We start from the raw sequence: 21719 nt of genomic DNA, 5'->3' as shown, positions 1-21719 counted from the left end.
CTGATGAATCTGCCTTGAACCAGAGTCATGTAAAGGAGAAGAGAATGACCACACTGGAAATTTGCTGCTATGGCGTGGATTGCGCCGTGACCGCACAACAGGCGGGCGCTGATCGGGTTGAACTTTGTGCCGCACCGCGTGAAGGCGGCCTGACGCCGTCGGCGGGGATGCTGAATGCCGCCCGGCGCGAGGTTTCGATTCCGGTTCATCCTATTGTCCGGCCACGGGGTGGCGATTTTTGTTATACCGCACGTGAATTCGAGGTGATGAAATCGGATGTGGCGTTAATCCGTGAACTCGGTTTTCCCGGTCTTGTGATTGGGATGCTGGATGAGGACGCCCATATTCATCAGGGCCAGATGCGACAGATTATGGCGCTGTGTGACGGTCTGGCAGTGACCTTCCATCGTGCCTTCGATCTCTGTCACAGCCCTAAGCGCGCACTGGAAGCGTTAACGGATTTGGGGGTGGCGCGCATTCTGACATCCGGTCAGCAGCAGAGCGCTGAAAACGGAATTGCATTACTTCGGGAACTAAATGAGACCAGTACCGGTCCTATCATTATGGCGGGTGCGGGCGTGCGTCTCAGCAACCTGCAAAAGTTTCTCGACATGGGGATTGATGAAGTCCACAGCTCGGCCAGCCGCCTGATGGCGTCACCGATGCGCTACCGCAAAGCGGGTGTCTCCATGTGTTCAGAAGCCGAAACCGACGAGTTCAGCCGTTACTGTGTAGACGGCGATGTGGTTGAGGCGATGAAAAGCGTGATGCAGATGAGCACCGTTCGGGTTGCCTGAACCACAACAGATTTTGCCGCGCAGCACGCCGATCATTGACGTGGTGTTTGCAAGTACCAAACCCCAGTATGCTTGCTGGGGTTCTTTTTGTGTAAAACCTGCTGCTTCCCGACTCCCTTTCTCCGCCACCTCTCCCGACCTACTCATCTCTTTCATGACATAAACGCTGCTTCTGCTGGCGGCGCGGCCAGTCGCCGGGCGTGAACCTCCGACAGTGGAGTCTGGATCCTAAATGTGATTAGATGCCTGCATCTGCCAGCCGATGAAGTGCCGCCATGAATCCCAGGGAAAATATTGTCAGCCAGTTCAGTGCGTTGTCGCCTGAGTTACAACGCGCTGCCGAGTTCTCACTCCAGAATACGAATCAGCTGGTGGTGCAATCCATGCGTGCTTTTGCCACAGAAGCTGGCGTGAAGCCTGCTACGCTGCTGCGCCTGGCACAGCGCCTGGGCTATGAGGGCTGGGGTGAACTTAAAGACGCTTTTATCGATGATATGGGGTTACGTGATGATACGTATGTATCCAAAGCGGAAAAACTCATCGCTAAACCGACACAACCTCAGCTTTATGAAGAGGTCTTTCAGGCGCATCAGGCTAACCTTGCGGCGACGCAACATGAGAATCATCAGAAGATGGATCAGGCGGTTACCCTGCTGGATGCGGCGGAAAACGTCTATATCTGTGGATTTCGTGCCAGCTTTCCCATCGCCTGGTCGCTGTTTTATATCTATCGATTATTTAACCGCCAGGTTTCATTGATTGATGGCCTGGCGAGTAATATCGAAGTCTTTACCCGCGAACTGACGGCGCAGGACGCGATTCTGCTGACCAGTTTTGCCCCTTATTCACGCGAATCGCTGGCGGTGTTACAGGCTGCCCGGCAGGCAGGCGCGAAAATCGTCGCCATTACGGATTCGCCGGTTTCCCCTCTGGCGCAGGCCGCCGACTGTACGCTGCTCTTCTCGGTAGAGAGTCCCTCGTTCTTTCCTTCTGTGGTTTCCGGTATGGGGCTGGCGGAGTGTCTGCTGGCGATGCTGGTGGCACGCCATGGCCGCGAGGCGGTCAGCAAAATCGAAAATGCCGAACGCTACCTGATTGATTCAGGTGCCTATGTGGTGCCTGGCAAACCCTGAGAGAAGATTCATTTGTATCCGCCATAAGAAAATAGAATGCATATGTATCATTCTTGCGTTGACGTGATCCAAATGGATCCGGCAAGATGCGCTGAGTTATCGCAGCGAATTCAGGAGCAGGACCCAGCATGAGCCATATCATTCACCGCAGTCTGCGCAGTACGCCCGCCGTGGCAACCGGCGCACAAGGCGCGTACATCTTTGATGCACAGGGAAAACAGTATCTGGATGCCTGCGGAGGCGCTGCGGTTTCCTGTTTAGGTCACGCGCATCCTGACGTATTGGCTGCGATGCATCGTCAGATCGACCAGCTCGCCTATGCACATACCGGTTTTTTTACCAGCGACACGGTTGAACAACTCGCGGAACATCTGACCCGCCATGCGCCTGGCGATCTCAATTATGCCTATTTCGTTTCGGGTGGTTCCGAAGCCGTAGAAACGGCGCTGAAGCTGGCCCGGCAATATTTCGTTGAAATCGGTCAGCCGTCCCGCACGCGGTTCATTGCCCGCCAGCAGAGTTACCACGGTAATACGCTGGGTGCGCTGGCGGTGGGGGGCAACGAATGGCGTCGTCGCCAGTTTGCCCCGCTGTTAATCGACGTGATCCGGGTTTCTGCCTGTAATGAATATCGCGACCGCCGTGCTGATGAAACTCAGCAGCAATACACGCAGCGCCTGCTGGATGAGCTGGAGCAGGCGATTATTGATGCTGGCCCGGAGACGATCATCGGTTTTTGCGCAGAGACAGTCGTGGGCGCGACCACCGGCGCAACACCGCCTACACCGGGTTACTTCAAAGGCGTGCGCGCCCTGTGTGATAAGTACGGCCTGCTCTATATCGCGGATGAAGTGATGTGCGGCATGGGGCGTACCGGAACGCTTTACGCATTTGAGCAGGATGAGGTGGTGCCAGACCTGGTGACCATCGCCAAAGGGCTGGGGGGTGGCTACCAACCTATCGGTGCGGTACTGGCGAGCGAAAAAATTGTCTCCGCTCTTCAGGCGGGCAGCGGACTGTTCCAGCATGGTCATACCTATATCTGCCACGCCACTGCGGCATCGGCCGCTCTGGCAGTGCAGCAGGTCATTGAGCGCGACAATTTATTAGACGCTGTGAAACAGCAGGGGGCTTACCTGCAACGTGCGCTGCGCGATCGGCTGGGCGAGTTGCCACAGGTCGGTGACACCCGCGGGCGCGGTCTGTTTGCCGGTGTTGAACTGGTTCGTGATAAAGCCAGCAAAACGCCGTTCGATCCGGCGCTGAAACTGCACGCCAGAATTAAAGCTAATTGTATGGCGAGAGGTCTGATGGTTTATCCCATGGGCGGAACGATTGACGGGCAATACGGCGATCACATTCTGATTGCGCCACCCTTTATCATCACGACAGCGCAGCTTGATTTTGTGGTGGAAACGCTGGAGCAGGTGATTCGTGAAGAGACGGCCAGCTTATGATTAACCGTCTGCCGCCGCTGGCGCATCACGAATGGGACGATCAGCAACGTCCGCTCGCAGAAGAGATCATTAACGGGCCACGCGGCGCGCTGCTGCCACCCTTTGAGCCATTGTTACGCAGCCCTGAGCTGATGGCGCACGCACAGCGCATGGGGGAATATCTGCGGTATCGCAGTGCGCTGGGACAGCGTTTATCAGAGCTGGCCATTCTGATGACCGCCCGCCACTGGTCCCAGCCGGTAGAATGGGCAATCCATGCGCCGATAGCGCGCGGGAAGGGCATTTCTGCGGCCGCCGTGCAGGCGATAAATGAAAAGCGTCCGCCGGAAGACCTCGAACCCGATGAGTGGGTGATTTACCACTTCTGCCAGCAGCTGCACCAGCAGCAGAAAGTCAGCGACGCTACCTGGCAGCAGGCCATCGATTTGTGGGGCGAGAAGGGCGTGGTGGATCTGATTGGCATTAACGGTTATTACAGTTTTCTCTCAATGATCATGAACGGCGCACAGACGCCGGTACCCGATACGCAGGATCATATTATTCCTGAATAAGTCATCGTTTAATCCGGGCGCAGCCTGACACGCCCTGCATTTCAAATAAATTCTGTTCAGTCATTCCGGCGATAACCTCGCCGGATGATATTCACTGTACGCTATTTCACCGACGCCGGGGGTTAGATATGTCTGGATTATTCTCTAAATTAAAAGTCTCATTGGTATTAGTTGCCTGCTCAGCCAGTTTTATTGCTACTGCTCAGGATAAACTGATGGTAGGTGTGGATACCGCATTTGTGCCCTTTGAATTTAAACAGGGCGATAAGTATGTGGGCTTCGATATTGACTTATGGAATGCTATCGCTAAAAAGATGAACGTCAGCTATGAATTACGCCCGATGGATTTTGGTGGCTTAATTCCAGGGCTGCAGTCCCGTAATCTGGATGTTGCGATGGCCGGTATTACGATTACCGATGCGCGGAAACAGGTCGTTGATTTCAGTGACGGCTATTACAATGCGGATTTACTGATGGCGGTAAAAAGCAGTGATACCGCGATCAAAAAATTCAGCGATTTAGCCGGTAAGAAAGTGGGCCTGAAACAGGGCACTGCGGCGGCCAGCTTTATGAAGAGCAAATATAAAGCCGACTATGTTGAGTTTCCTAACATCGATAACGCTTATCTCGATTTGCAGGCGGGTAATCTTGACGCGGTGGTGCATGATTCGCCGAACGTACTCTATTACGTGAAAACGGCGGGTAATGGCAAAGTGAAATCCACGGGTGAGACAGACAGTATTTTGCCGCAACAGTACGGTTTTGCGATGCAAAAGAACAGCAGCCTGACGCCGAAAGTTAACGCTGCATTGCTGGCACTGCGTGCGGATGGCACCTACGACAAAATCTATGTGAAGTGGTTTGCGAAACAGCCGAAATAATTCAGCCGGGTCGGCACAGTCCGACCTCATTTCGCCTTAATGGATCGAACTATGAATTTTGACAGTAAATATATCTGGGAATCCCTGCCGTTATTATTGCAGGGTTTGCAACTGACGCTGATTATTTCATTATCGGGTTTGCTGGGCGGTTTTGTGATCGGTCTGCTGGCCGGAACCTGTCGCGCATTAGGTGGGCGAATAACTAAAACGCTGTCGCTGATTTTCGTTGAGTTAATTCGCGGCACGCCAATTATGGTGCAGGTGATGTTTATCTACTTTGCCCTGCCGATGGTTATTCCTATTCGTATTGATCCCATTACAGCGGCGATTGTGACCATTGTGATTAATTCCGGTGCCTATATCGCCGAGATTACGCGCGGTGCGATCCTCTCTATCAATAAAGGATTTAAAGAGGCGAGTCTTGCCATGGGATTATCGCAGCGCAGCACCCTGTGGCATGTGATTATGCCGCTGGCACTGCGACGTATGATCCCCGCACTGGGCAACCAGTGGATCATCAGTATTAAAGATACATCGCTATTTATTGTTATCGGTGTCGCGGAGCTAACCCGTCAGGGACAGGAGATTATTGCCGGTAATTTCCGCGCACTGGAGGTCTGGACCGCCGTCGCGATGATTTATCTGCTGGTGACGCTCTGCCTGAGTTTCCTGCTGAAGCAACTGGAAAAAAGGATCCACATTCTATGAGCATGGTTGAATTTAGCGCGGTGTCGAAAAATTTTGGCGCGACGCAGGTCCTGCACGATATCAATCTGAAGATAGAGGCGGGCGAAGTGGTAGTGATCATCGGGCCGTCGGGATCGGGTAAATCAACGCTGCTGCGCTGTATTAACAAGCTGGAAGACATCTCTTCCGGAACGCTGCTGGTGGCGGGCAAGCACATCACCGATCCGCATGCGAATGAATGCGATATCCGTCGCGAGGCGGGCATGGTGTTCCAGCAGTTTCACCTGTTTCCTCACCTGACCGCGCTGGAAAATGTGATGTTTGGCCCTGTCCGCGTGCGCAGGCAGAGCAAAGCCTCGGCCCGCGAACAGGCGCTGGCCTTGCTGGACAGGGTCGGCCTGCGTGAACGTGCCAGTCATTACCCCGCAGAACTCTCCGGTGGACAGCAGCAGCGTGTGGCGATTGCGCGCGCGCTGGCGGTAAAACCCAAAATGATGCTGTTTGATGAACCCACCTCTGCGCTGGATCCCGAACTGCGCCACGAGGTGCTGAAAGTGATGCGCTCGCTCGCCGAAGAGGGCATGACGATGGTGATTGTGACTCACGAGATTGGTTTTGCCCGTGATGTCGCCTCAAGACTCATCTTTATTGATGGCGGGACCATTGCTGAGGATGGCTCACCTGATAAGCTGCTTAACGACAGCACGAATCCGCGTCTTAAAGAATTCCTGCAACACGTCTCCTGAAAGAAGTGAATGACAGCACAATGAAAAAAATTGCAATCAGTGGTTCGGCGTTTGAAATCGGTCAGCAGCTCGGCGAATTTGGTCGGGAGGCGTGGCATCAGAAACTGACGCACATCGCGCTGTGGCAAACGGTCACGGCCATGAAACACACGGAACAGAGTCAGCGCATGCGCGCGCAGGTTCAGACTGACTTCCCGGAAATCTGGCTTGAGCTGGAAGGGCTGGCCAGCGGTTTGCAGGCACCCATCGATGACGTATTTGCATGGAACTGCCGGGGTGATCTGGTGCGTTCTACCTCAGACGGCTGCACCACGGTGGCCGGGCAACGCCGCGATGGGGCGTTGGTCATTGCGCACAATGAAGATGGTTTTCCGCAGCTGCGGGGTGACTGTGCAGTGGTTCGTGTGCTGCCGGATCAGGGCATTGGGTTCACCAGCTTTGCCTATCCGGGTTCGATTTGCGGCCATACGTTTGCCGTCAATGACCGTGGGGTGGTAAACACGGTGAATAACATTCGTGCCGTGCATCGCCCGGCTGGGCTGCCGCGCCAGATTCTGGCGCGTGCAGCGCTGAATGCAGACACGCTCGATGAGGCGATTGCGCTACTGACGACCTCGCCGCGCGCAGGCGCTTTTCATCATACGCTGGGGCAGCGGGGCGATAGCCGACTGTTCAGCGTTGAAGCTACCGGTACAGGTTGTTCTGTCACGCAACTGTCCGGCCTCTTTGCGCATGCAAACCATCTTATCCATCCGCAACATACTGCGACTGAGCAGGTGATCACCGACAGCTCTGCTTCACGCCAGCAGCGTCTGGATGTGTGGCTGAAAGAAGAGCCAGCATTTGATGGTGACGCTGCAAAAGCCATTCTGTCTGATCAGCATGATGCGGTATTACCTATCTACCGGCTCTCTCCGCAGGATCCCGACGAAGAGAATACGCTGGCAACGGCCATTTTCACCCTGAATGCCATTCAGGTGAAATGGCAGGTATTCACACAGGATCGCGGACAGGCCGTTTTGCAGGATGTGGTGAGTGAATAAATAACCCAGACCTGGCGAGAGGATCGCCGGAGGAAAACGTTATAAACCCGCTCAGGCGGGTTTTTTATCGCCAGCGGATGACCGGCTATGCGCCGCGTCTGCGTCCTGTTGCCGGCTGTCAGCCTTCACGTACAGGCGTTTTTAATTGTCATCCAGGACTTTTATCAAAAGCCGCAACACAATCTGCATGCTATCCGTTACGCTGCCACAGCCGATGTCTGTCATGAGAGGTTGAGTTAAATCGTCCCGGATTTCCGTTGTTCATCCCCACAGCGTTTACACTGAAAGCAACGTCGCCTGGAATTTACCCTATGAAACGCAATCAGATTCTCACTTTAAGCCTGATACTGACCGTGCTGTGCAGCGGCAACGCTGCGGCCAGCGCATGCCGCGCTGACAACGCCGCCGTGGTCAACAGCAACACCCTGATTTTGCTGGGCGGCAATGCGAAAGGCGCAGTGAAGCAGGTGATTGCAGGTGAGTTTGGCAAAGATGTAAATTCGCAAAAGCGGGTGCTGGGTCAGTTTGACGCCTGTGGCGATCTCACGGTGGCTGACGTCAGCTACGACAAAAGTGAACGCAACGTGATCCTCAGCATGGAGCAACACATTGCCAGGGTACAGGGCGGCTGGGTGGCGGAATATGCATATCTGGTCAAAGTGCTGAAAGAGGGCAAAGAAGTCGTTGTTGATAACCGGCAGGGAACGATTAACTGGCAGAAAGGCCAGCATGGCAATATTACCAGCGCCTCCGACAGGTTTACCAGCATGGGTAAAACCGGCTTTACCGACACCACCTATCGCTACGATCGGAAGCGCCAGCTTGAGAAGAGTGTGGCACGTGGCAGCGATCCGCTGACTAACGGCGAGTTCCACTACCACTGGAATCAAAAGGGTCTGGTGACGCGCACCACTTCCGCCCGGGGAACTGACGAATACACCTACGACCCCCAATGGCGCGAAGTGCGGCTCAACGGCACGGCGACCACACCGCTGAGCACCATCCGCTCGGTTGATGAGTGCCAGTCCTGGGATGAGGTCGGCAACTGTACCCTGAGCTATCTGCATGAAACCGAAATCTTCACGCGTGGCACCATCGAGCGCCATCTCAGCTCCGCCTACAAATATGAGTACTGGGACCAGCCTGCGGCAGAAGAGTAACAGGCGATCGAATGATCGCCTGTTGGCGGCTTATTTCACCGTCTGACTAAAGGCATCCAGCCCCAGCAGGGCGTTGGCAATATCCTCAGGTGACAGATGAGGATTAAGGTTTTTCAGCGTATCACCCTCACTGTTCGCCAGTGCCCCGACTTTCACCAGATTTTCCCAGCTTTCATTTTCCAGATGCATTTCACGCAGCGTGGTCGGCATATTGATGCTGCGATAGAAACGGATATAGCGCGCAATTTCCTCATCCGGCCGCTGCTCCAGCACCATCTGCGTCAGTGTGCCATAGGCGACTTTCTCGCCGTGTGTCAGATGGTGGATATCGCCATCGATGGCGGTAAAACCATTGTGAATAGCGTGGGCGGCTGCCAGCCCGCCGTTTTCAAAACCCAGCCCCGAGAGCAACGTATTCGCCTCAACCACGGCTTCCACTGCGGGCGTGACCCGTTTTTCGGTAACGGCGATATAGGCGCTGTACCCCCACTTAAGCAATGTTTCTTCGCAGGCGCGGGCAATCGCCAGTCCGGCAAGAGTCGGATCGCCGCTGACCATGGATTTAGCATGGGACCGGGCCACTGCCTGCGCTTCAACCCAGGTGGCCAGGCCATCGGCAATGCCGGAGGCAAAGAGCCGTGCAGGCGCACTGGCGCAGACTGCGGTATCCACCAGCACCAGATCGGGATTTTTGCTGTAGAAACGATAGCTCTCAAATACGCCGCTGTCAGAGTAGATCACCGACAGCGCGCTACAGGGAGCATCGGTGGAGGCAATGGTCGGCACGATGGCCACCGGCTGTTTAAGTTCGTCCGCCACCGCCTTAACCGTGTCCAGCGTTTTGCCGCCGCCCAGCCCGACCACCACGTTACAGCCCTGACTCTTCGCCAGCGCACTGAGGCGGGTGATCTCATTACTGGAGGCCTCGCCGTTAAACTGCTGCCAGCTGAATTTCACCCCGGCGGACTGCAGCGTCTGTTGGGTGCGTTCGCCAATCAGTTTCCAGACGACCTCATCTGCCACCAGAAAAGCCTGATCGCCCAGCTCAGTCAGGTACGTGCCCAGCTCATCCAGCACACCGGCGCCCTGCACATATTTACGGGGTGATGAAAAAATAAATTTACTCATAATCACATCTCCTTAATATGAATGGTTCGACCCCATCCAGCCTGGCACAATTCGCTCAGCGTGGCAGGCGATCCCGTACATGACCGCGCCATGGGCTGTTAAGCTGCCTGAACACTCCTTGCTGAGAGATAACGGAGAATCACTATGAGCGCCACGCTGTTTTCATTTCTGTTTGCGATAACCATTCTGACACTCACACCTGGATTTGATACCGCGCTGATGCTGCGAACCGCCATTGCGCAGGGCTGGCAGCGCGCCTGGGCGACAGCCCTTGGCGTGACGCTGGGTTGTCTGCTCTGGGGTATCGCAGTTGGGCTGGGACTGGGCGCGCTGCTGATGGCCTCTGAGATCGCCTATAACCTGCTGAAGTGGATCGGTGCCGGCTGGCTGCTCTATCTGGGCATAAAGCTGCTGCTTAAGCCGCGTCAGCAATCCGTAGAGACAGCTGAACAGCCTGCACATCAGCAGGGCTATCTGGCCTGCTTCAGTCGGGGATTAATGGGAAATCTGCTGAATCCGAAAATTGGCGTGTTTTACGTCACTTTTCTGCCACAGTTCATTCCGGCGGGGGCGTCGGTGGCGCTCTGGTGCACGCTAATGGCGCTGGCACACATGCTGCTGGGGCTGATCTGGAATGCGGTCCTGATTGGCGGCAGCCACTATTTCTCCGGACATCTGCGAAAACCGAAGGTGCTGAAGGGGATGGATCGCCTGACCGGCTGCGTGTTTATTGGATTTGCGGCGAAACTGGCGTTGTCTCGCCGCTAGGGCATTAGGGTTTAGTGGCGACCAGCACGGCGCGCAGGGGAGCCGGATAGCCTTCAACCGTTTTGCTGGGATCGTCGGGGTCGAGGAACTCAGCGAGGGATTCGCTGGTCATCCAGTCGGTGCGGCGCTGCTCTTCAATGGTGGTCAGCGCAAAATCGACAATCCGCACATCCACAAAGCCGCTTTTTTCCAGCCAGCTTTTCAGCGCTTCCGCTGACGGGATAAAGAAGACATTGCGCATCTGCGCATAACGCTCACCGGGCACCAGCACCTGATTAACATCGCCCTCAATCACCAGCGTTTCCAGCACCAGTTCGCCTCCGCTCACCAGCTGATTTTTCAGCTGTAACAGGTGATCCAGCGGGGAACGACGGTGATAGAGCACACCCATCGAAAATACGGTATCAAACGCCTGCAACGCCGGTAGCTGCTCAATGCCCAGCGGCAGCATATGCGCCCGGCGATCGTCATTCAGCAGCTTACGCACTGCTTCGAACTGCACCAGGAACAGCTGCATTGGGTCGATGCCGACCACCAGATGCGCGCCCGCGCCAATCATCCGCCACATGTGGTAACCGCTGCCACAGCCCACATCCAGCACCGTCCGGCCCGCCAGCGGGGAGATGTGCGGCAGCACGCGTTCCCACTTCCAGTCAGATCGCCATTCAGTGTTGATGTGGGTGCCGTAGAGGAAGTAGGGCCCTTTGCGCCACGGCATCAGGTTACGCAGTAGTTTCTCAATCCCCTGACGATGGCGGTCGCTGATGTCATCGCGGTCGGCGGTGACGCTGTGCAGCAGGTCCAGCTTTTGCGGCTCCAGCAGCGGCAGATACTCCAGCGACTTGTACCAGTCACGAAAGTGCCCGTGCAGGTTTTCGCGCTGCCACTCACTGATTTGCGCCGGTAATACTTCCAGCCACTTCGCCAGCGGGCCCACTGCAATTTGCTGATAAAAACGGCCAAAGTCGATCATTTCAACGCCACCAGAGATCCAAAATTAAAGCACTGGAACCAGAGTTCGGCGTGCGAGAAACCGGCCTGTTTCAGGCGGGCTTTATGCGCTTCGACGCTGTCAGTCAGCATCACATTTTCCAGCATGCTGCGTTTCTGGCTGATTTCCAGTTCGCTGTAGCCGTTGGCGCGTTTGAAGTCGTGATGCATGTTGAATAACAGCTCACCGACCTCGGCATCCTCAAAGCTGAACTTCTCCGACAGCACCAACGCGCCGCCTGGTTTAAGTCCCTGCCAGATCTTTTCCAGCAGCGCCAGGCGTGCAGGCGGCTCCAGAAACTGCAGCGTGAAGTTGAGCACCACCAGCGAGGCGTCTTCAATCTCAATGTCGCGGATATCCGCTTCCAGCACCGAAACCGGCGTGTCAGCGCGAAACGCATCAAGATGTCGGCGGCAGCGCTCGACCATCGCCGGGGAGTTATCCACCGCGATAATCTGGCAACCCGGCACATGAATATTGCGGCGCACCGAGAGGGTGGCCGCGCCCAGCGAGCAGCCCAGGTCATAGACCCTGCTGTCCGGGGTAACAAAACGTTCTGCCAGCATGCCAATCATCGAAATGATGTTGGAGTAGCCCGGCACCGAGCGCTGAATCATGTCAGGAAAGACTTCAGCTACACGCTCGTCAAAAGTCCAGTCGCCCAGTTTTGCAATGGGCGCTGAGAAGAGTTGATCGCGGTCAGACATATCGAAAATCCGAAGAGACGACGGAAAGGGCGCTATTCTCGCAGAAAGTGGGGCGGGCTGCACCCCTTAACCCAGGCTGGCTTAATGGAGCGTCAGGACCAGTTCCCACGGCATGTAGATCAGGTTGAAAATCACCATGCCGCACAGGGAAAACAGCGTCAGGAGCATGCCATATTTACGGCCTGCCATGGCGCTGCTGCGCAATCCCCATGCATGCAGCAGGCGGCTGATAAAGAACAGTAGGCCGGTGAGGTGCACCATCCAGATATCGGCGCCGTTCATCTCCATCATCACCAGCAGAAACAGCGCCAGCGGAATGGTTTCGATGGCATTGCCATGAATGCGGATCGCCATTTTCAGGTCGTGATAGCCGCCATCACCATACGCCACCCGGTAGAACCGGCGGTAACGCACCACGTCCAGCGTGAATTTCATTACCAGCAATGCCCCTATCACCACATATAACGCGCTAACCATAGCCACTCCAGCGACTGTCCATAATGGTTCTATTCTAACGGGCGTGCAGCCCGCTGTCCTGTAACGCAATCAAAACAGTGACGTCTGTTGCGGCCAGTCCGGTCCATTGCCAATAGCCGGATCGATCTCCTGCAACTGCGGCCACAGTGCCTGCACCAGCGGAAAAACCTGGCCCATATCGGGGGTGTGCAGAAACAGCATGGCGTCGCCCTGTTGCTGCCATTCCACGAGCTTGGGACGCCAGATCTGAAACAGCGGCACGCTCTCGTCCACGCTGTCGCTGCCGATAAAGCGCACCATCGGCTGGGAGCCGGTTCGCAGGGCATGAGGCGGCACTTTCGGCTTCTGTGAACGCGCGACCAGCGCCGCCGGGCTTTGCGAGGTGGAGGCGTGAACCGGACGGCTGTCGAGCATTACACGATTGATGCCGCGCTCAAGCAGGCCCCGATTGAGTGACCGTTCCGCCTCGCCCTTGGCGAAGAAAGCCGGATGACGCACTTCGACGCCGTAGTGAAAGCGGCGCGGCAGACTGTCCAGAAAACGCCACAGGTCGTTGAGCTGTGCCGGGGAGAAGCTGGCGGGCAGCTGCAGCCAGTACTGACCGATGCGGTCGGCCAATGGTTCCATCAGGCGCAGAAAATCGGTCAGCAGGTCGTCGCTGTGCTGCAACGCCGCCTGATGGCTGATGGTATTGGGAAATTTAAAGCAGAAGCGAAATGCATCGTGGGTCATGTCGCGCCAGCGCATCACCGTTTCCGCATTCGGCAGCGCATAGAGGGTGGTATTTCCCTCTACGCAGTGGAAGTAGCGGGCATAGTCCGCCAGGCTTTCGATACCCCAGCGTTTCCAGTGTGAATGCTGCCACTGGGGCAGGCCAATACGAAGTGTCACGCGCGCTCCTGGCTGCAGGTTAAGAGATTGCATTATCCGCTATGGTCGGGCTGAGGGGCAAATGCACACAGGAAATCGGCGCTTTGGCGCTGATCTGCTTATCCTGTCTGGCTTTTTCCATTATAATGGCCGCCATTTTTGCGACAGCATCGCATCAGGTAACGCGGCCGGATGCTGTCAGCTGCAGCGGCGAAGTTAAAAGGATAGTGTTATGCGTACAGAATATTGCGGACAGCTCAATCTGTCTCATGTGGGTCAGCAAGTCACGCTTTGCGGCTGGGTAAACCGCCGTCGCGATCTGGGCAGTTTGATTTTTATCGACATGCGCGACCGTGAAGGCATCGTGCAGGTGTTTTTTGATCCCGATCGTCAGGACGCATTTAAGCTGGCTTCTGAACTGCGTAACGAATTCTGCATTCAGATCACCGGTACCGTGCGCGCACGCGATGAGAAGAACAAAAACAGCGACATGGCGACTGGCGAAGTCGAAGTGTTTGCCCAGGCGCTGACCATCATCAACCGCTCTGAGCCCCTGCCGCTGGACTCGAATCAGACCAACAGCGAAGAAGCGCGCCTGAAATACCGCTATCTGGATCTGCGTCGCCCTGAGATGGTAACGCGTCTGAAAACCCGCGCAAAAATCACCAGCTTTGTCCGTCGCTTTATGGATGACGAAGGTTTCCTGGATATCGAAACCCCGATGCTGACCAAGGCGACGCCAGAAGGCGCGCGCGACTATCTGGTGCCAAGCCGGGTTCACAAAGGCAAATTCTATGCGCTGCCGCAGTCACCACAGCTGTTCAAACAGCTGCTGATGATGTCCGGCTTTGACCGCTACTATCAGATCGTAAAATGCTTCCGCGATGAAGATTTACGTGCCGATCGCCAGCCAGAATTTACCCAGATCGACGTCGAAACCTCCTTTATGACCGCGCCACAGGTGCGAGACATCATGGAGCGTCTAATCCGCAATCTGTGGCAGGACGTGCAGGGTGTGGACCTCGGCGAGTTCCCGCAGATGACCTTCGCGGAAGCGATGCATCGTTACGGTTCCGATAAGCCGGACCTGCGTAACCCGATGGAGCTGGTGGACGTTGGCGACCTGCTGAAAAACGTGGAGTTCCAGGTCTTCTCTGGCCCGGCTAACGATGAAAAAGGCCGGGTTGCCGCGCTGCGCGTGCCGACCGGTGCGCAGCTGAGCCGTAAGCAGATTGATGAATATGGCAAGTTCGTGGAGATTTACGGCGCGAAAGGGCTGGCGTGGATGAAGGTTAACGTCCGTGCCGACGGTCTGGAAGGCGTGCAGAGCCCGGTTGCCAAGTTCCTGAATGCAGAAATCGTTGAAGGCATTCTGAGCCGCACCGGCTCGCAGGATGGCGATATCATCTTCTTTGGTGCCGACCGCGCCAAAGTGGTCGCTGATGCACTGGGTGCGCTGCGCCTGAAAGTGGGCCGCGAACTGAACATCACCGATGAGAAAGCCTGGGCACCGCTGTGGGTGATCGACTTCCCGATGTTCGAAGAGGACGAGGAAGGCGGTCTGGCCGCCATGCACCATCCGTTCACTGCGCCGAAAGAGATGAGCGCAGACGAGCTGGCTGCGGATCCAACCCGTGCCGTGGCGAACGCCTACGACATGGTGATCAACGGTTATGAAGTGGGTGGCGGTTCAGTGCGTATCCACAACGGCAAAATGCAGCAGACCGTGTTCAGCATTCTGGGTATTGAAGAGCACGAGCAGCGCGAGAAGTTTGGCTTCCTGCTGGATGCGCTGAAGTTCGGTACACCACCGCATGCGGGCCTGGCCTTTGGTCTGGATCGCCTGACCATGCTGCTGACCGGCACCGACAACATTCGTGACGTTATCGCGTTTCCGAAAACCACGGCGGCAGCCTGCATGATGACCGAAGCGCCAAGCGAAGCGAACCCGGCTTCTCTGCTGGAGCTTGGCATCCAGGTCGTTAAAAAAGAAAAGCCTGAGAATAAATAATGGGCTATAAACACCCGGTTTCAGTGCTGGTCGTCATTTCGGCGCGTGATACTGGCCGGGTGCTGATGCTGCAGCGGCGTGACGATCCCGCATTCTGGCAGTCGGTGACCGGCAGCCTGGAAGCGGGAGAGTCACCGCTGGCAACCGCGTGTCGTGAGGTGAATGAAGAGGTCGGCATTGACGTGCTGGCTGAGCGGCTGGAAATAGAGGATTGTCAGCGTCAGATTGACTTTGAAATCTTTCCCCATTTCCGCCATCGCTATGCACCGGATGTCACCCATAATCACGAACACTGGTTTCGCCTGCAACTGCCGGAAGAGCGCGATATCACGCTGACCGAGCATCTGGCGTTTCGCTGGCTGGCACCCGCTGACGCTGCAGCATTAACCCGATCATGGAGTAACCGCCAGGCAATTGAAGAATTTATCTGAATGCTCGCCATCGCCCGGTATTGCGGCGGCGGATAGATTAAATTTTATGAATCTGGTGAGTTTTAACAGGACTACACCAACCTATTGAACAGTCAGGCGTCATCCTCGCCACGAACTTGTTCACCGTCAGCGCGACGTCGCCTGCGTATACCGCTACGTGAGGATGATGCGCAACGCGCGCCTCTCAGGGCAGTCAGGTTGTCACTCACCTGGCTGAGCACCGACGGTAAATAAGCTCGCAGCCAGGAGAGTCTGCACCCTGTAAAAGATCGGAGAAAAGTTAACATGGCAGGACACAGTAAGTGGGCAAACACCAAACACCGTAAGGCGGCGCAGGATGCCAAGCGCGGCAAAATCTTCACCAAAATCATTCGTGAACTGGTGACAGCGGCCAAGCTGGGCGGTGGCGATCCGGGTTCTAACCCGCGTCTGCGTGCAGCAATGGATAAAGCGCTGGCGAACAACATGACCCGTGACACCATGGATCGCGCTATCGCGCGCGGTGTGGGCGGCGATGACAACGCCAACATGGAAACCATCATTTATGAAGGTTACGGTCCTGGCGGCTCAGCCATCATGATTGAATGCCTCAGTGATAACCGTAACCGTACCGTGGGCGAAGTGCGTCACGCCTTCACCAAAACCGGCGGCAACCTTGGTACCGACGGCTCCGTGGCTTACCTGTTCAACAAAAAAGGCGTCATCTCCTTCGCGCCAGGTCAGGATGAAGACGCAGTGATGGAAGCCGCACTGGAAGCGGGCGGCGAAGACATCGTCACCTATGATGACGGCGCGATTGATGTCTTTACTGCATGGGAAGAGATGGGCACCGTGCGTGATGCACTGGAAGCCGCTGGCCTGAAAGCGGATACTGCAGAAGTGGCAATGATCCCGACCACCAAAGCGGAAATGGATGCGGAAACCGCACCAAAACTGCTGCGTCTGATCGACATGCTGGAAGATTGCGATGATGTGCAGGAGGTCTATCACAACGGTGAGATCTCCGACGAGGTGGCGGAAACGCTGTAATGGCGTTTACCGTCACAGCGTTAACCGGAGAGGCGTAATGTCGATTATCCTGGGTATCGATCCCGGCTCACGCATCACCGGTTATGGTGTTATTCGTCAGACCGGCCGCCAGCTCACCTATCTGGGCAGCGGCTGTATCCGCACCAATACCACTGAATTGCCCGCCCGCCTGAAGCTGATTTATGCGGGCGTGTGCGAAATCATCACGCAGTTTTCACCTGATTTCTTCGCTATCGAGCAGGTGTTTATGGCGAAGAATGCTGACTCCGCGCTGAAGCTCGGCCAGGCGCGGGGTGCTGCGATCGTTGCTGCGGTAAACCACGATCTGCCGGTGTTTGAGTATGCCGCCCGTCAGGTGAAACAGACGGTGGTGGGCATCGGCAGCGCCGAGAAAAGTCAGGTGCAGCATATGGTGCGAACTCTGCTGAAACTGCCGGCAAACCCGCAGGCGGACGCCGCCGATGCGCTGGCGATAGCCATTACTCACTGTCACGTGGCGCAGAACGCCGCGCGCATGAGTGACAGCAAGCTGGTGCTGACGCGCGGACGATTGCGCTCAGGTTAGGGCATCGCACAGAACAGACGCTCAGGCTGGATATTCATCCAGCCTTTTTTATGTTATAAAATCCGCCACATTCGTTAGTTAAGGAAGCATTCAGGTGATAGGTCGTTTACGGGGCAACATTCTGGAAAAGCAGCCGCCACTGGTGCTGCTTGAGGCACACGGCGTCGGCTATGAAATTTACATGCCCATGACCTGTTTTTATGAATTGCCTGAACTTCAGCACGAAGCGGTGATTTTTACCCACTTCGTGGTGCGTGAAGATGCTCAGCTGCTGTTTGGTTTTAACAGCAAGCAGGAGCGCGCGCTGTTTCGCGAACTGATTAAAGTGAATGGCGTCGGCCCCAAGCTGGCACTGGCGATCCTCTCCGGCATGTCGGCGCAGCAGTTTGTGACTGCGGTAGAAAAAGAAGAGATCGCGTCACTGGTAAAACTGCCTGGCGTGGGTAAAAAGACGGCTGAGCGTCTGGTCGTCGAGATGAAGGACCGCTTTAAAGGTATGCATGGCGACCTGTTTGGCGGCGATTCGGCCTTTACGCTTACCACACCGAGCGCCGAGCCGGAAACCAACGATGCGGAATCCGAAGCGGTTGCAGCGCTGGTATCACTGGGTTATAAACCGCAGGAAGCGAGCCGTATGATCAGTAAAGTCGGCCGACCGGATGCGGATTGCGAAACCCTGATCCGCGAAGCGCTCCGCGCCGCCATTTGAGGTAAGTCATGATAGAAGCCGACCGCCTGGTCTCCGCTGCCAGCATTAACGAAGAAGAGATAATCGACCGCGCCATTCGCCCGAAGATGCTTACCGAGTATGTCGGTCAGCCGCAGGTGCGTGAGCAGATGGAGATTTTCATCAAGGCCGCACAGCTGCGTGGCGATGCGCTGGATCATCTGCTGATCTTCGGTCCGCCAGGTCTGGGGAAAACCACGCTGGCGAACATCGTGGCCAACGAGATGGGCGTGAACCTGCGCACTACCTCGGGTCCGGTGCTGGAGAAGGCAGGCGATCTGGCGGCGATGCTGACCAACCTTGAACCCCATGACGTGCTGTTTATCGATGAGATCCATCGCCTGTCACCAGTGGTGGAAGAGGTGCTCTATCCGGCGATGGAAGACTATCAGCTGGATATCATGATCGGTGAAGGCCCGGCGGCGCGTTCGATTAAGCTCGATCTGCCGCCGTTTACCCTGATTGGTGCCACCACCCGTGCAGGCTCGCTGACCTCGCCGTTGCGCGATCGCTTTGGCATTGTGCAGCGTCTGGAGTTCTATCAGGTTAAAGATCTGCAGCACATCGTAGGACGCAGTGCCGCCTGTCTGGGCCTGGCGCTGAGTGACGAAGGGGCGTTAGAGATTGCCCGTCGCGCACGCGGCACACCGCGTATCGCCAACCGCCTGCTGCGCCGAGTGCGTGACTTCGCAGAGGTGCGGGCTAATGGTGATATGAGCGGAGAAGTCTCCTGCAGCGCGCTGGATATGCTTAACGTCGACAGTGAAGGGTTCGATTATATGGACCGTAAACTGCTTCTGGCGATTATCGACAAGTTTATGGGTGGGCCGGTGGGGCTGGATAACCTGGCTGCTGCGATTGGTGAAGAGCGTGAGACCATCGAAGATGTGATTGAACCCTTCCTGATTCAGCAGGGTTTTATTCAGCGCACACCGCGTGGCCGTCTGGCCACGCAGCATGCTTATCGTCACTTCGGCATTACGCGCGAAGAGTGACTACATGGCCGGTTTGCGCACCATGCTGAAGATAAACAGGATGGCGGCGCAGAGCACCACGGACGGACCGGCAGGCGTGTCGTAGAACGCAGAGAAGGTGAGACCGCCGGTGACGGCAATCACGCCGATGACCACCGCGACGGCCGCCATGCCTTCCGGCGAACGCACAAAACGGCGAGCGGTGGCAGCCGGAATAATCAGCAGTGAAGTGATAATCAGCGCACCCACAAACTTCATCGCCACGCCAATCGTCAGCGCCGTAACCAGCATCAGAATCAGCCGGGTTCGCTGGATATTGACGCCATCCACCTGCGCCAGTTCCGGGCTGATGGTCATCGACAGCAGCGAACGCCACTGCCACGCCATCACCAGCAGCACAATTATCACGCCGCCACCCATCATCCAGAGGTCATCAGGCGTTACGGCCAGCAGGTCGCCAAACAGATAAGCCATTAAATCAACGCGCACGTTCTTCATCAGGCTGACGACGACCAGGCCCAGCGACAGCGCGCTATGCGCCATAATGCCCAGCAGGGTATCGATAGCCAGATGCGGACGCCGCTCAAGCCAGACCAGTCCCAGCGCCAGGCAGACCGTCACCAGAATCACCGCGTAGTAGGGGTTCACGTTCAGCAGCAGGCCAAAGGCTACGCCGAGCAGAGACGCGTGCGCCAGGGTATCGCCGAAATAGGACATCTTACGCCAGACGACGAACGAACCCAGCGGACCGGCAGCCAGCGCTAACATCACACCGCCTATCCAGCCCGGTAATAACAACTCAATCATGATGAACCCTGTCCTTTGCGTAAAACGATACGTCCCTGAAGGTCGTGACGGTGATTATGATGATGACGGTAGATCGCCAGCTCCTGCGCGCCACGCGGGCCAAACATCGCGATAAATTCGGGATGCTGCGAGACGGCTTCCGGCGTGCCGGAACAGCAGATATGGTGATTGAGGCACAACACTTCGTCGGTTTTCGCCATCACCAGATGCAGATCGTGGGAAACCATCAGCACGCCGCAGTTCAGTTCCACGCGTAACTGATTGATCAGGTCATACAGCGCAACCTGACCGTTCACATCCACTCCCTGCGTTGGTTCATCCAGCACCAGCAACTGAGGCTGATTCAGCAGGGCGCGTGCCAGCAACACACGTTGAGTTTCACCGCCGGAGAGCTTTTGCAGCGGGGAGTTGAGCAGATGGCCCGCCTGCACACGTTTCAGTGCTGGCATAATCTCCGCGTGTTTGCTGCCACGGGTCAGACGCATAAAGCGCTCAACCGTGACCGGCAGGGTGGGATCGATGTGCAGCTTCTGCGGCACGTAGCCGATACGCAGAGCAGGATCACGCTGAACCGAACCGGTTGTAGGGGCGAGCAGGCCGAGCACCACACGCACCAGCGTTGATTTTCCGGCACCGTTGGGACCCAGCAGGGTGAGAATGCGACCAGGCTGCAATGCCAGGCTGACGCCTGATAACACATTGCGCTGGTTAAACTTTATCGAAACGTTATCGAGTGTGACAAGTGAGGTCATAGTATTTACAGGTTGCACAGAATTTCGAATGTTATAATATCACATTCCACCTCATGGTCACGATGGAATGACGCAATATGTTACATAATAAAAAGGGCACAATTTTCGCCCTGACTGCTTTATCTGTTTCAGCTTTGTTAACCCTTCCTGCCCAGGCGAATGTTGTGGCTTCACTCAAACCGGTAGGTTTTATTGCTGCTGCTATTGCCGATGGCGTTACACCGGTTGAGGTGCTGCTGCCCGACGGCGCGTCCGAACATGATTACGCCCTGCGGCCATCTGATGCAAAACGCTTAAAAAACGCGGACTTAGTTGTCTGGGTCGGGCCAGAAATGGAAGCCTTTATGGCGAAGTCTGCGGCTGAACTTCCGGCTCAAAAAAACCTCGCGATGGTGAACATCGACGGGGTAAAACCGTTATTGATTAGCGGTGGTGAAGATGAAGATGAACACGCAGCGGAAAAATCCGAAGATCAGGATGCTGAAGCGCATCATCACCATCACGGCGAGTTTAATATGCACCTGTGGTTGTCGCCAGAGATTGCGCGCAAAACCGCGGTTGCAATCCATGGAAAATTATTGGAACTTATGCCGCAAGATAAGGCCAAACTTGACGCCAACCTCCAGCAGTTTGAGGTAGCTTTGGCGGACACGGACAAACGCGTCAGCGCACAACTTGCTCCGGTCAGAAATAAAGGATATTTCGTTTTTCACGACGCTTACACGTACTTTGAAAAGCACTACGGTCTCTCGCCCGCCGGGCATTTTACCGTCAATCCTGAAATTCAACCGGGCGCTCAGCGTTTACACCAGATACGAACACAGTTGGTTGAGCAAAAGGCGGTATGCGTCTTTGCTGAGCCACAATTCAGACCAGCAGTCATCGATGCTGTCTCCCGCGGAACACAGGTGCGTAAAGGCACGCTTGATCCCCTGGGCACGGACATCAGCTTAGCCAAAGACAGCTATGTGAAATTCCTCTCACAACTGTCGAGCCAGTATGAAAGCTGCCTGAATGGAGCATGAGG

The 21719-nt window shown here is 55.9% G+C and carries 24 protein-coding genes; 17 read left to right on the top strand and 7 right to left on the bottom strand.

Features of this window, described 5'->3' with window-relative positions; all coding sequences use genetic code 11:
* The first annotated feature begins 44 nt into the window (after window positions 1-44).
* The 9 genes from cutC (at window position 45) to AC6I8E_RS10885 (ending at window position 8455) form a co-directional block, all read left to right on the top strand.
* Window positions 45-797 carry a copper homeostasis protein CutC gene (gene cutC, locus AC6I8E_RS10925; protein ID WP_497823971.1) on the top strand — a complete coding sequence of 251 codons (753 nt, stop codon included), beginning with the start codon at window positions 45-47 and terminating at the stop codon, window positions 795-797.
* A gap of 275 nt (window positions 798-1072) precedes the next feature.
* Window positions 1073-1930 carry a MurR/RpiR family transcriptional regulator gene (locus AC6I8E_RS10920; RefSeq protein ID WP_013358191.1) on the top strand — a complete coding sequence of 286 codons (858 nt, stop codon included), beginning with the start codon at window positions 1073-1075 and terminating at the stop codon, window positions 1928-1930.
* A 128-nt stretch (window positions 1931-2058) separates the two neighbouring features.
* The gene (locus AC6I8E_RS10915) at window positions 2059-3387 is read left to right on the top strand and encodes an aspartate aminotransferase family protein (RefSeq protein WP_107319835.1); all 1329 of its coding nucleotides are present in this window, start codon (window positions 2059-2061) and stop codon (window positions 3385-3387) included.
* The gene (locus AC6I8E_RS10910) at window positions 3384-3938 is read left to right on the top strand and encodes a carboxymuconolactone decarboxylase family protein (RefSeq protein WP_187266202.1); all 555 of its coding nucleotides are present in this window, start codon (window positions 3384-3386) and stop codon (window positions 3936-3938) included. The genes AC6I8E_RS10915 and AC6I8E_RS10910 overlap by 4 nt, the downstream gene beginning before the upstream one ends.
* 128 nt (window positions 3939-4066) lie before the next feature.
* Window positions 4067-4819, top strand: a complete 753-nt coding sequence (glnH, locus tag AC6I8E_RS10905) for a glutamine ABC transporter substrate-binding protein GlnH (RefSeq protein WP_095707030.1) — start codon at window positions 4067-4069, stop codon at window positions 4817-4819.
* Window positions 4820-4870: 51 nt separating this feature from the next.
* Window positions 4871-5527, top strand: a complete 657-nt coding sequence (gene glnP, locus AC6I8E_RS10900; protein WP_033732934.1) for a glutamine ABC transporter permease GlnP — start codon at window positions 4871-4873, stop codon at window positions 5525-5527.
* Window positions 5528-5529: 2 nt separating this feature from the next.
* The gene (gene glnQ, locus AC6I8E_RS10895; RefSeq protein ID WP_107320189.1) at window positions 5530-6252 is read left to right on the top strand and encodes a glutamine ABC transporter ATP-binding protein GlnQ; all 723 of its coding nucleotides are present in this window, start codon (window positions 5530-5532) and stop codon (window positions 6250-6252) included.
* 20 nt (window positions 6253-6272) lie between these two features.
* The gene (locus AC6I8E_RS10890; RefSeq protein WP_497823970.1) at window positions 6273-7295 is read left to right on the top strand and encodes a C45 family autoproteolytic acyltransferase/hydrolase; all 1023 of its coding nucleotides are present in this window, start codon (window positions 6273-6275) and stop codon (window positions 7293-7295) included.
* 311 nt (window positions 7296-7606) lie between these two features.
* Complete coding sequence (locus tag AC6I8E_RS10885; RefSeq protein WP_497823969.1) at window positions 7607-8455, top strand: hypothetical protein; 849 nt, start codon at window positions 7607-7609, stop codon at window positions 8453-8455.
* Window positions 8456-8485: 30 nt separating this feature from the next.
* Here the strand turns inward: AC6I8E_RS10885 and AC6I8E_RS10880 are convergent, their stop codons facing one another.
* The gene (locus AC6I8E_RS10880) at window positions 8486-9583 is read right to left on the bottom strand and encodes a glycerol dehydrogenase (RefSeq protein ID WP_201251931.1); all 1098 of its coding nucleotides are present in this window, start codon (window positions 9581-9583) and stop codon (window positions 8486-8488) included.
* Window positions 9584-9727: 144 nt separating this feature from the next.
* Here AC6I8E_RS10880 and AC6I8E_RS10875 point away from each other — a divergent pair, with 144 nt between their 5' ends.
* A complete protein-coding gene (locus AC6I8E_RS10875) occupies window positions 9728-10351 on the top strand; it encodes a LysE family translocator (protein WP_497823968.1) in 624 nt (207 codons plus the stop codon).
* A 4-nt stretch (window positions 10352-10355) separates the two neighbouring features.
* Here AC6I8E_RS10875 and cmoB read toward each other — a convergent pair whose 3' ends face one another.
* From cmoB to AC6I8E_RS10855, 4 genes are all read right to left on the bottom strand, one after another.
* Window positions 10356-11324 carry a tRNA 5-methoxyuridine(34)/uridine 5-oxyacetic acid(34) synthase CmoB gene (cmoB, locus tag AC6I8E_RS10870; protein WP_195857970.1) on the bottom strand — a complete coding sequence of 323 codons (969 nt, stop codon included), beginning with the start codon at window positions 11322-11324 and terminating at the stop codon, window positions 10356-10358.
* The gene (gene cmoA / locus AC6I8E_RS10865; protein WP_147789050.1) at window positions 11321-12049 is read right to left on the bottom strand and encodes a carboxy-S-adenosyl-L-methionine synthase CmoA; all 729 of its coding nucleotides are present in this window, start codon (window positions 12047-12049) and stop codon (window positions 11321-11323) included. Before cmoA ends, cmoB begins: the two co-directional genes overlap by 4 nt.
* A gap of 81 nt (window positions 12050-12130) precedes the next feature.
* Window positions 12131-12526, bottom strand: a complete 396-nt coding sequence (locus AC6I8E_RS10860) for an MAPEG family protein (protein ID WP_013358179.1) — start codon at window positions 12524-12526, stop codon at window positions 12131-12133.
* Between the two features lie 69 nt (window positions 12527-12595).
* Window positions 12596-13417, bottom strand: a complete 822-nt coding sequence (locus tag AC6I8E_RS10855) for a DUF72 domain-containing protein (protein ID WP_013358178.1) — start codon at window positions 13415-13417, stop codon at window positions 12596-12598.
* Between the two features lie 211 nt (window positions 13418-13628).
* Between AC6I8E_RS10855 and aspS the strand changes: the two genes are divergently transcribed.
* From aspS to ruvB, 6 genes are all read left to right on the top strand, one after another.
* A complete protein-coding gene (gene aspS, locus AC6I8E_RS10850; RefSeq protein ID WP_107319828.1) occupies window positions 13629-15407 on the top strand; it encodes an aspartate--tRNA ligase in 1779 nt (592 codons plus the stop codon).
* Window positions 15407-15838: a dihydroneopterin triphosphate diphosphatase gene (gene nudB, locus AC6I8E_RS10845; protein WP_033732925.1), complete on the top strand. Its 432-nt coding sequence runs from the start codon at window positions 15407-15409 to the stop codon at window positions 15836-15838. The genes aspS and nudB overlap by 1 nt, the downstream gene beginning before the upstream one ends.
* Before the next feature lie 285 nt (window positions 15839-16123).
* A complete protein-coding gene (locus AC6I8E_RS10840) occupies window positions 16124-16867 on the top strand; it encodes a YebC/PmpR family DNA-binding transcriptional regulator (protein ID WP_033732924.1) in 744 nt (247 codons plus the stop codon).
* Window positions 16868-16904: 37 nt separating this feature from the next.
* A complete protein-coding gene (ruvC, locus tag AC6I8E_RS10835) occupies window positions 16905-17432 on the top strand; it encodes a crossover junction endodeoxyribonuclease RuvC (protein ID WP_003849205.1) in 528 nt (175 codons plus the stop codon).
* Window positions 17433-17526: 94 nt separating this feature from the next.
* Window positions 17527-18141, top strand: coding sequence for a Holliday junction branch migration protein RuvA (gene ruvA / locus AC6I8E_RS10830; protein WP_003849207.1), 615 nt, complete (start codon window positions 17527-17529; stop codon window positions 18139-18141).
* 8 nt (window positions 18142-18149) lie between these two features.
* On the top strand, window positions 18150-19154 hold the full coding sequence (ruvB, locus tag AC6I8E_RS10825; RefSeq protein ID WP_013358170.1) for a Holliday junction branch migration DNA helicase RuvB: 1005 nt from the start codon (window positions 18150-18152) through the stop codon (window positions 19152-19154).
* On the opposite strand, the gene znuB is transcribed toward ruvB, so the two are convergent.
* Both znuB and znuC read right to left on the bottom strand, forming a co-directional pair.
* Complete coding sequence (gene znuB / locus AC6I8E_RS10820; RefSeq protein WP_013358169.1) at window positions 19155-19940, bottom strand: zinc ABC transporter permease subunit ZnuB; 786 nt, start codon at window positions 19938-19940, stop codon at window positions 19155-19157. It lies immediately after the preceding gene.
* Complete coding sequence (gene znuC / locus AC6I8E_RS10815) at window positions 19937-20692, bottom strand: zinc ABC transporter ATP-binding protein ZnuC (protein ID WP_013358168.1); 756 nt, start codon at window positions 20690-20692, stop codon at window positions 19937-19939. The genes znuB and znuC overlap by 4 nt, the downstream gene beginning before the upstream one ends.
* Window positions 20693-20769: 77 nt before the next feature.
* Here znuC and znuA point away from each other — a divergent pair, with 77 nt between their 5' ends.
* Window positions 20770-21717 (top strand): zinc ABC transporter substrate-binding protein ZnuA, encoded by a 948-nt coding sequence (gene znuA, locus AC6I8E_RS10810; RefSeq protein WP_095707041.1) that lies wholly within the window; start codon window positions 20770-20772, stop codon window positions 21715-21717.
* Window positions 21718-21719 lie beyond the last annotated feature (2 nt).

The organism is Pantoea sp. X-Soil-YNGN-785 (assembly GCF_059730585.1).
Note: the sequence above shows the minus strand (reverse complement) of the source record. Positions and strands in the feature narration are given on the sequence as shown.

Excerpts from the sequence above, each read along its gene's own strand:
- cutC (WP_497823971.1), top strand. The coding sequence starts at position 45 with ATGACCACACTGGAAATTTGCTGCTATGGCGTGGATTGCGCCGTGACC.
- AC6I8E_RS10920 (WP_013358191.1), top strand. The coding sequence starts at position 1,073 with ATGAATCCCAGGGAAAATATTGTCAGCCAGTTCAGTGCGTTGTCGCCT.
- AC6I8E_RS10915 (WP_107319835.1), top strand. The coding sequence starts at position 2,059 with ATGAGCCATATCATTCACCGCAGTCTGCGCAGTACGCCCGCCGTGGCA.
- AC6I8E_RS10910 (WP_187266202.1), top strand. The coding sequence starts at position 3,384 with ATGATTAACCGTCTGCCGCCGCTGGCGCATCACGAATGGGACGATCAG.
- glnH (WP_095707030.1), top strand. The coding sequence starts at position 4,067 with ATGTCTGGATTATTCTCTAAATTAAAAGTCTCATTGGTATTAGTTGCC.
- glnP (WP_033732934.1), top strand. The coding sequence starts at position 4,871 with ATGAATTTTGACAGTAAATATATCTGGGAATCCCTGCCGTTATTATTG.
- glnQ (WP_107320189.1), top strand. The coding sequence starts at position 5,530 with ATGGTTGAATTTAGCGCGGTGTCGAAAAATTTTGGCGCGACGCAGGTC.
- AC6I8E_RS10890 (WP_497823970.1), top strand. The coding sequence starts at position 6,273 with ATGAAAAAAATTGCAATCAGTGGTTCGGCGTTTGAAATCGGTCAGCAG.
- AC6I8E_RS10885 (WP_497823969.1), top strand. The coding sequence starts at position 7,607 with ATGAAACGCAATCAGATTCTCACTTTAAGCCTGATACTGACCGTGCTG.
- AC6I8E_RS10880 (WP_201251931.1), bottom strand. The coding sequence starts at position 9,583 with ATGAGTAAATTTATTTTTTCATCACCCCGTAAATATGTGCAGGGCGCC.
- AC6I8E_RS10875 (WP_497823968.1), top strand. The coding sequence starts at position 9,728 with ATGAGCGCCACGCTGTTTTCATTTCTGTTTGCGATAACCATTCTGACA.
- cmoB (WP_195857970.1), bottom strand. The coding sequence starts at position 11,324 with ATGATCGACTTTGGCCGTTTTTATCAGCAAATTGCAGTGGGCCCGCTG.
- cmoA (WP_147789050.1), bottom strand. The coding sequence starts at position 12,049 with ATGTCTGACCGCGATCAACTCTTCTCAGCGCCCATTGCAAAACTGGGC.
- AC6I8E_RS10860 (WP_013358179.1), bottom strand. The coding sequence starts at position 12,526 with ATGGTTAGCGCGTTATATGTGGTGATAGGGGCATTGCTGGTAATGAAA.
- aspS (WP_107319828.1), top strand. The coding sequence starts at position 13,629 with ATGCGTACAGAATATTGCGGACAGCTCAATCTGTCTCATGTGGGTCAG.
- nudB (WP_033732925.1), top strand. The coding sequence starts at position 15,407 with ATGGGCTATAAACACCCGGTTTCAGTGCTGGTCGTCATTTCGGCGCGT.
- AC6I8E_RS10840 (WP_033732924.1), top strand. The coding sequence starts at position 16,124 with ATGGCAGGACACAGTAAGTGGGCAAACACCAAACACCGTAAGGCGGCG.
- ruvC (WP_003849205.1), top strand. The coding sequence starts at position 16,905 with ATGTCGATTATCCTGGGTATCGATCCCGGCTCACGCATCACCGGTTAT.
- ruvB (WP_013358170.1), top strand. The coding sequence starts at position 18,150 with ATGATAGAAGCCGACCGCCTGGTCTCCGCTGCCAGCATTAACGAAGAA.
- znuB (WP_013358169.1), bottom strand. The coding sequence starts at position 19,940 with ATGATTGAGTTGTTATTACCGGGCTGGATAGGCGGTGTGATGTTAGCG.
- znuC (WP_013358168.1), bottom strand. The coding sequence starts at position 20,692 with ATGACCTCACTTGTCACACTCGATAACGTTTCGATAAAGTTTAACCAG.
- znuA (WP_095707041.1), top strand. The coding sequence starts at position 20,770 with ATGTTACATAATAAAAAGGGCACAATTTTCGCCCTGACTGCTTTATCT.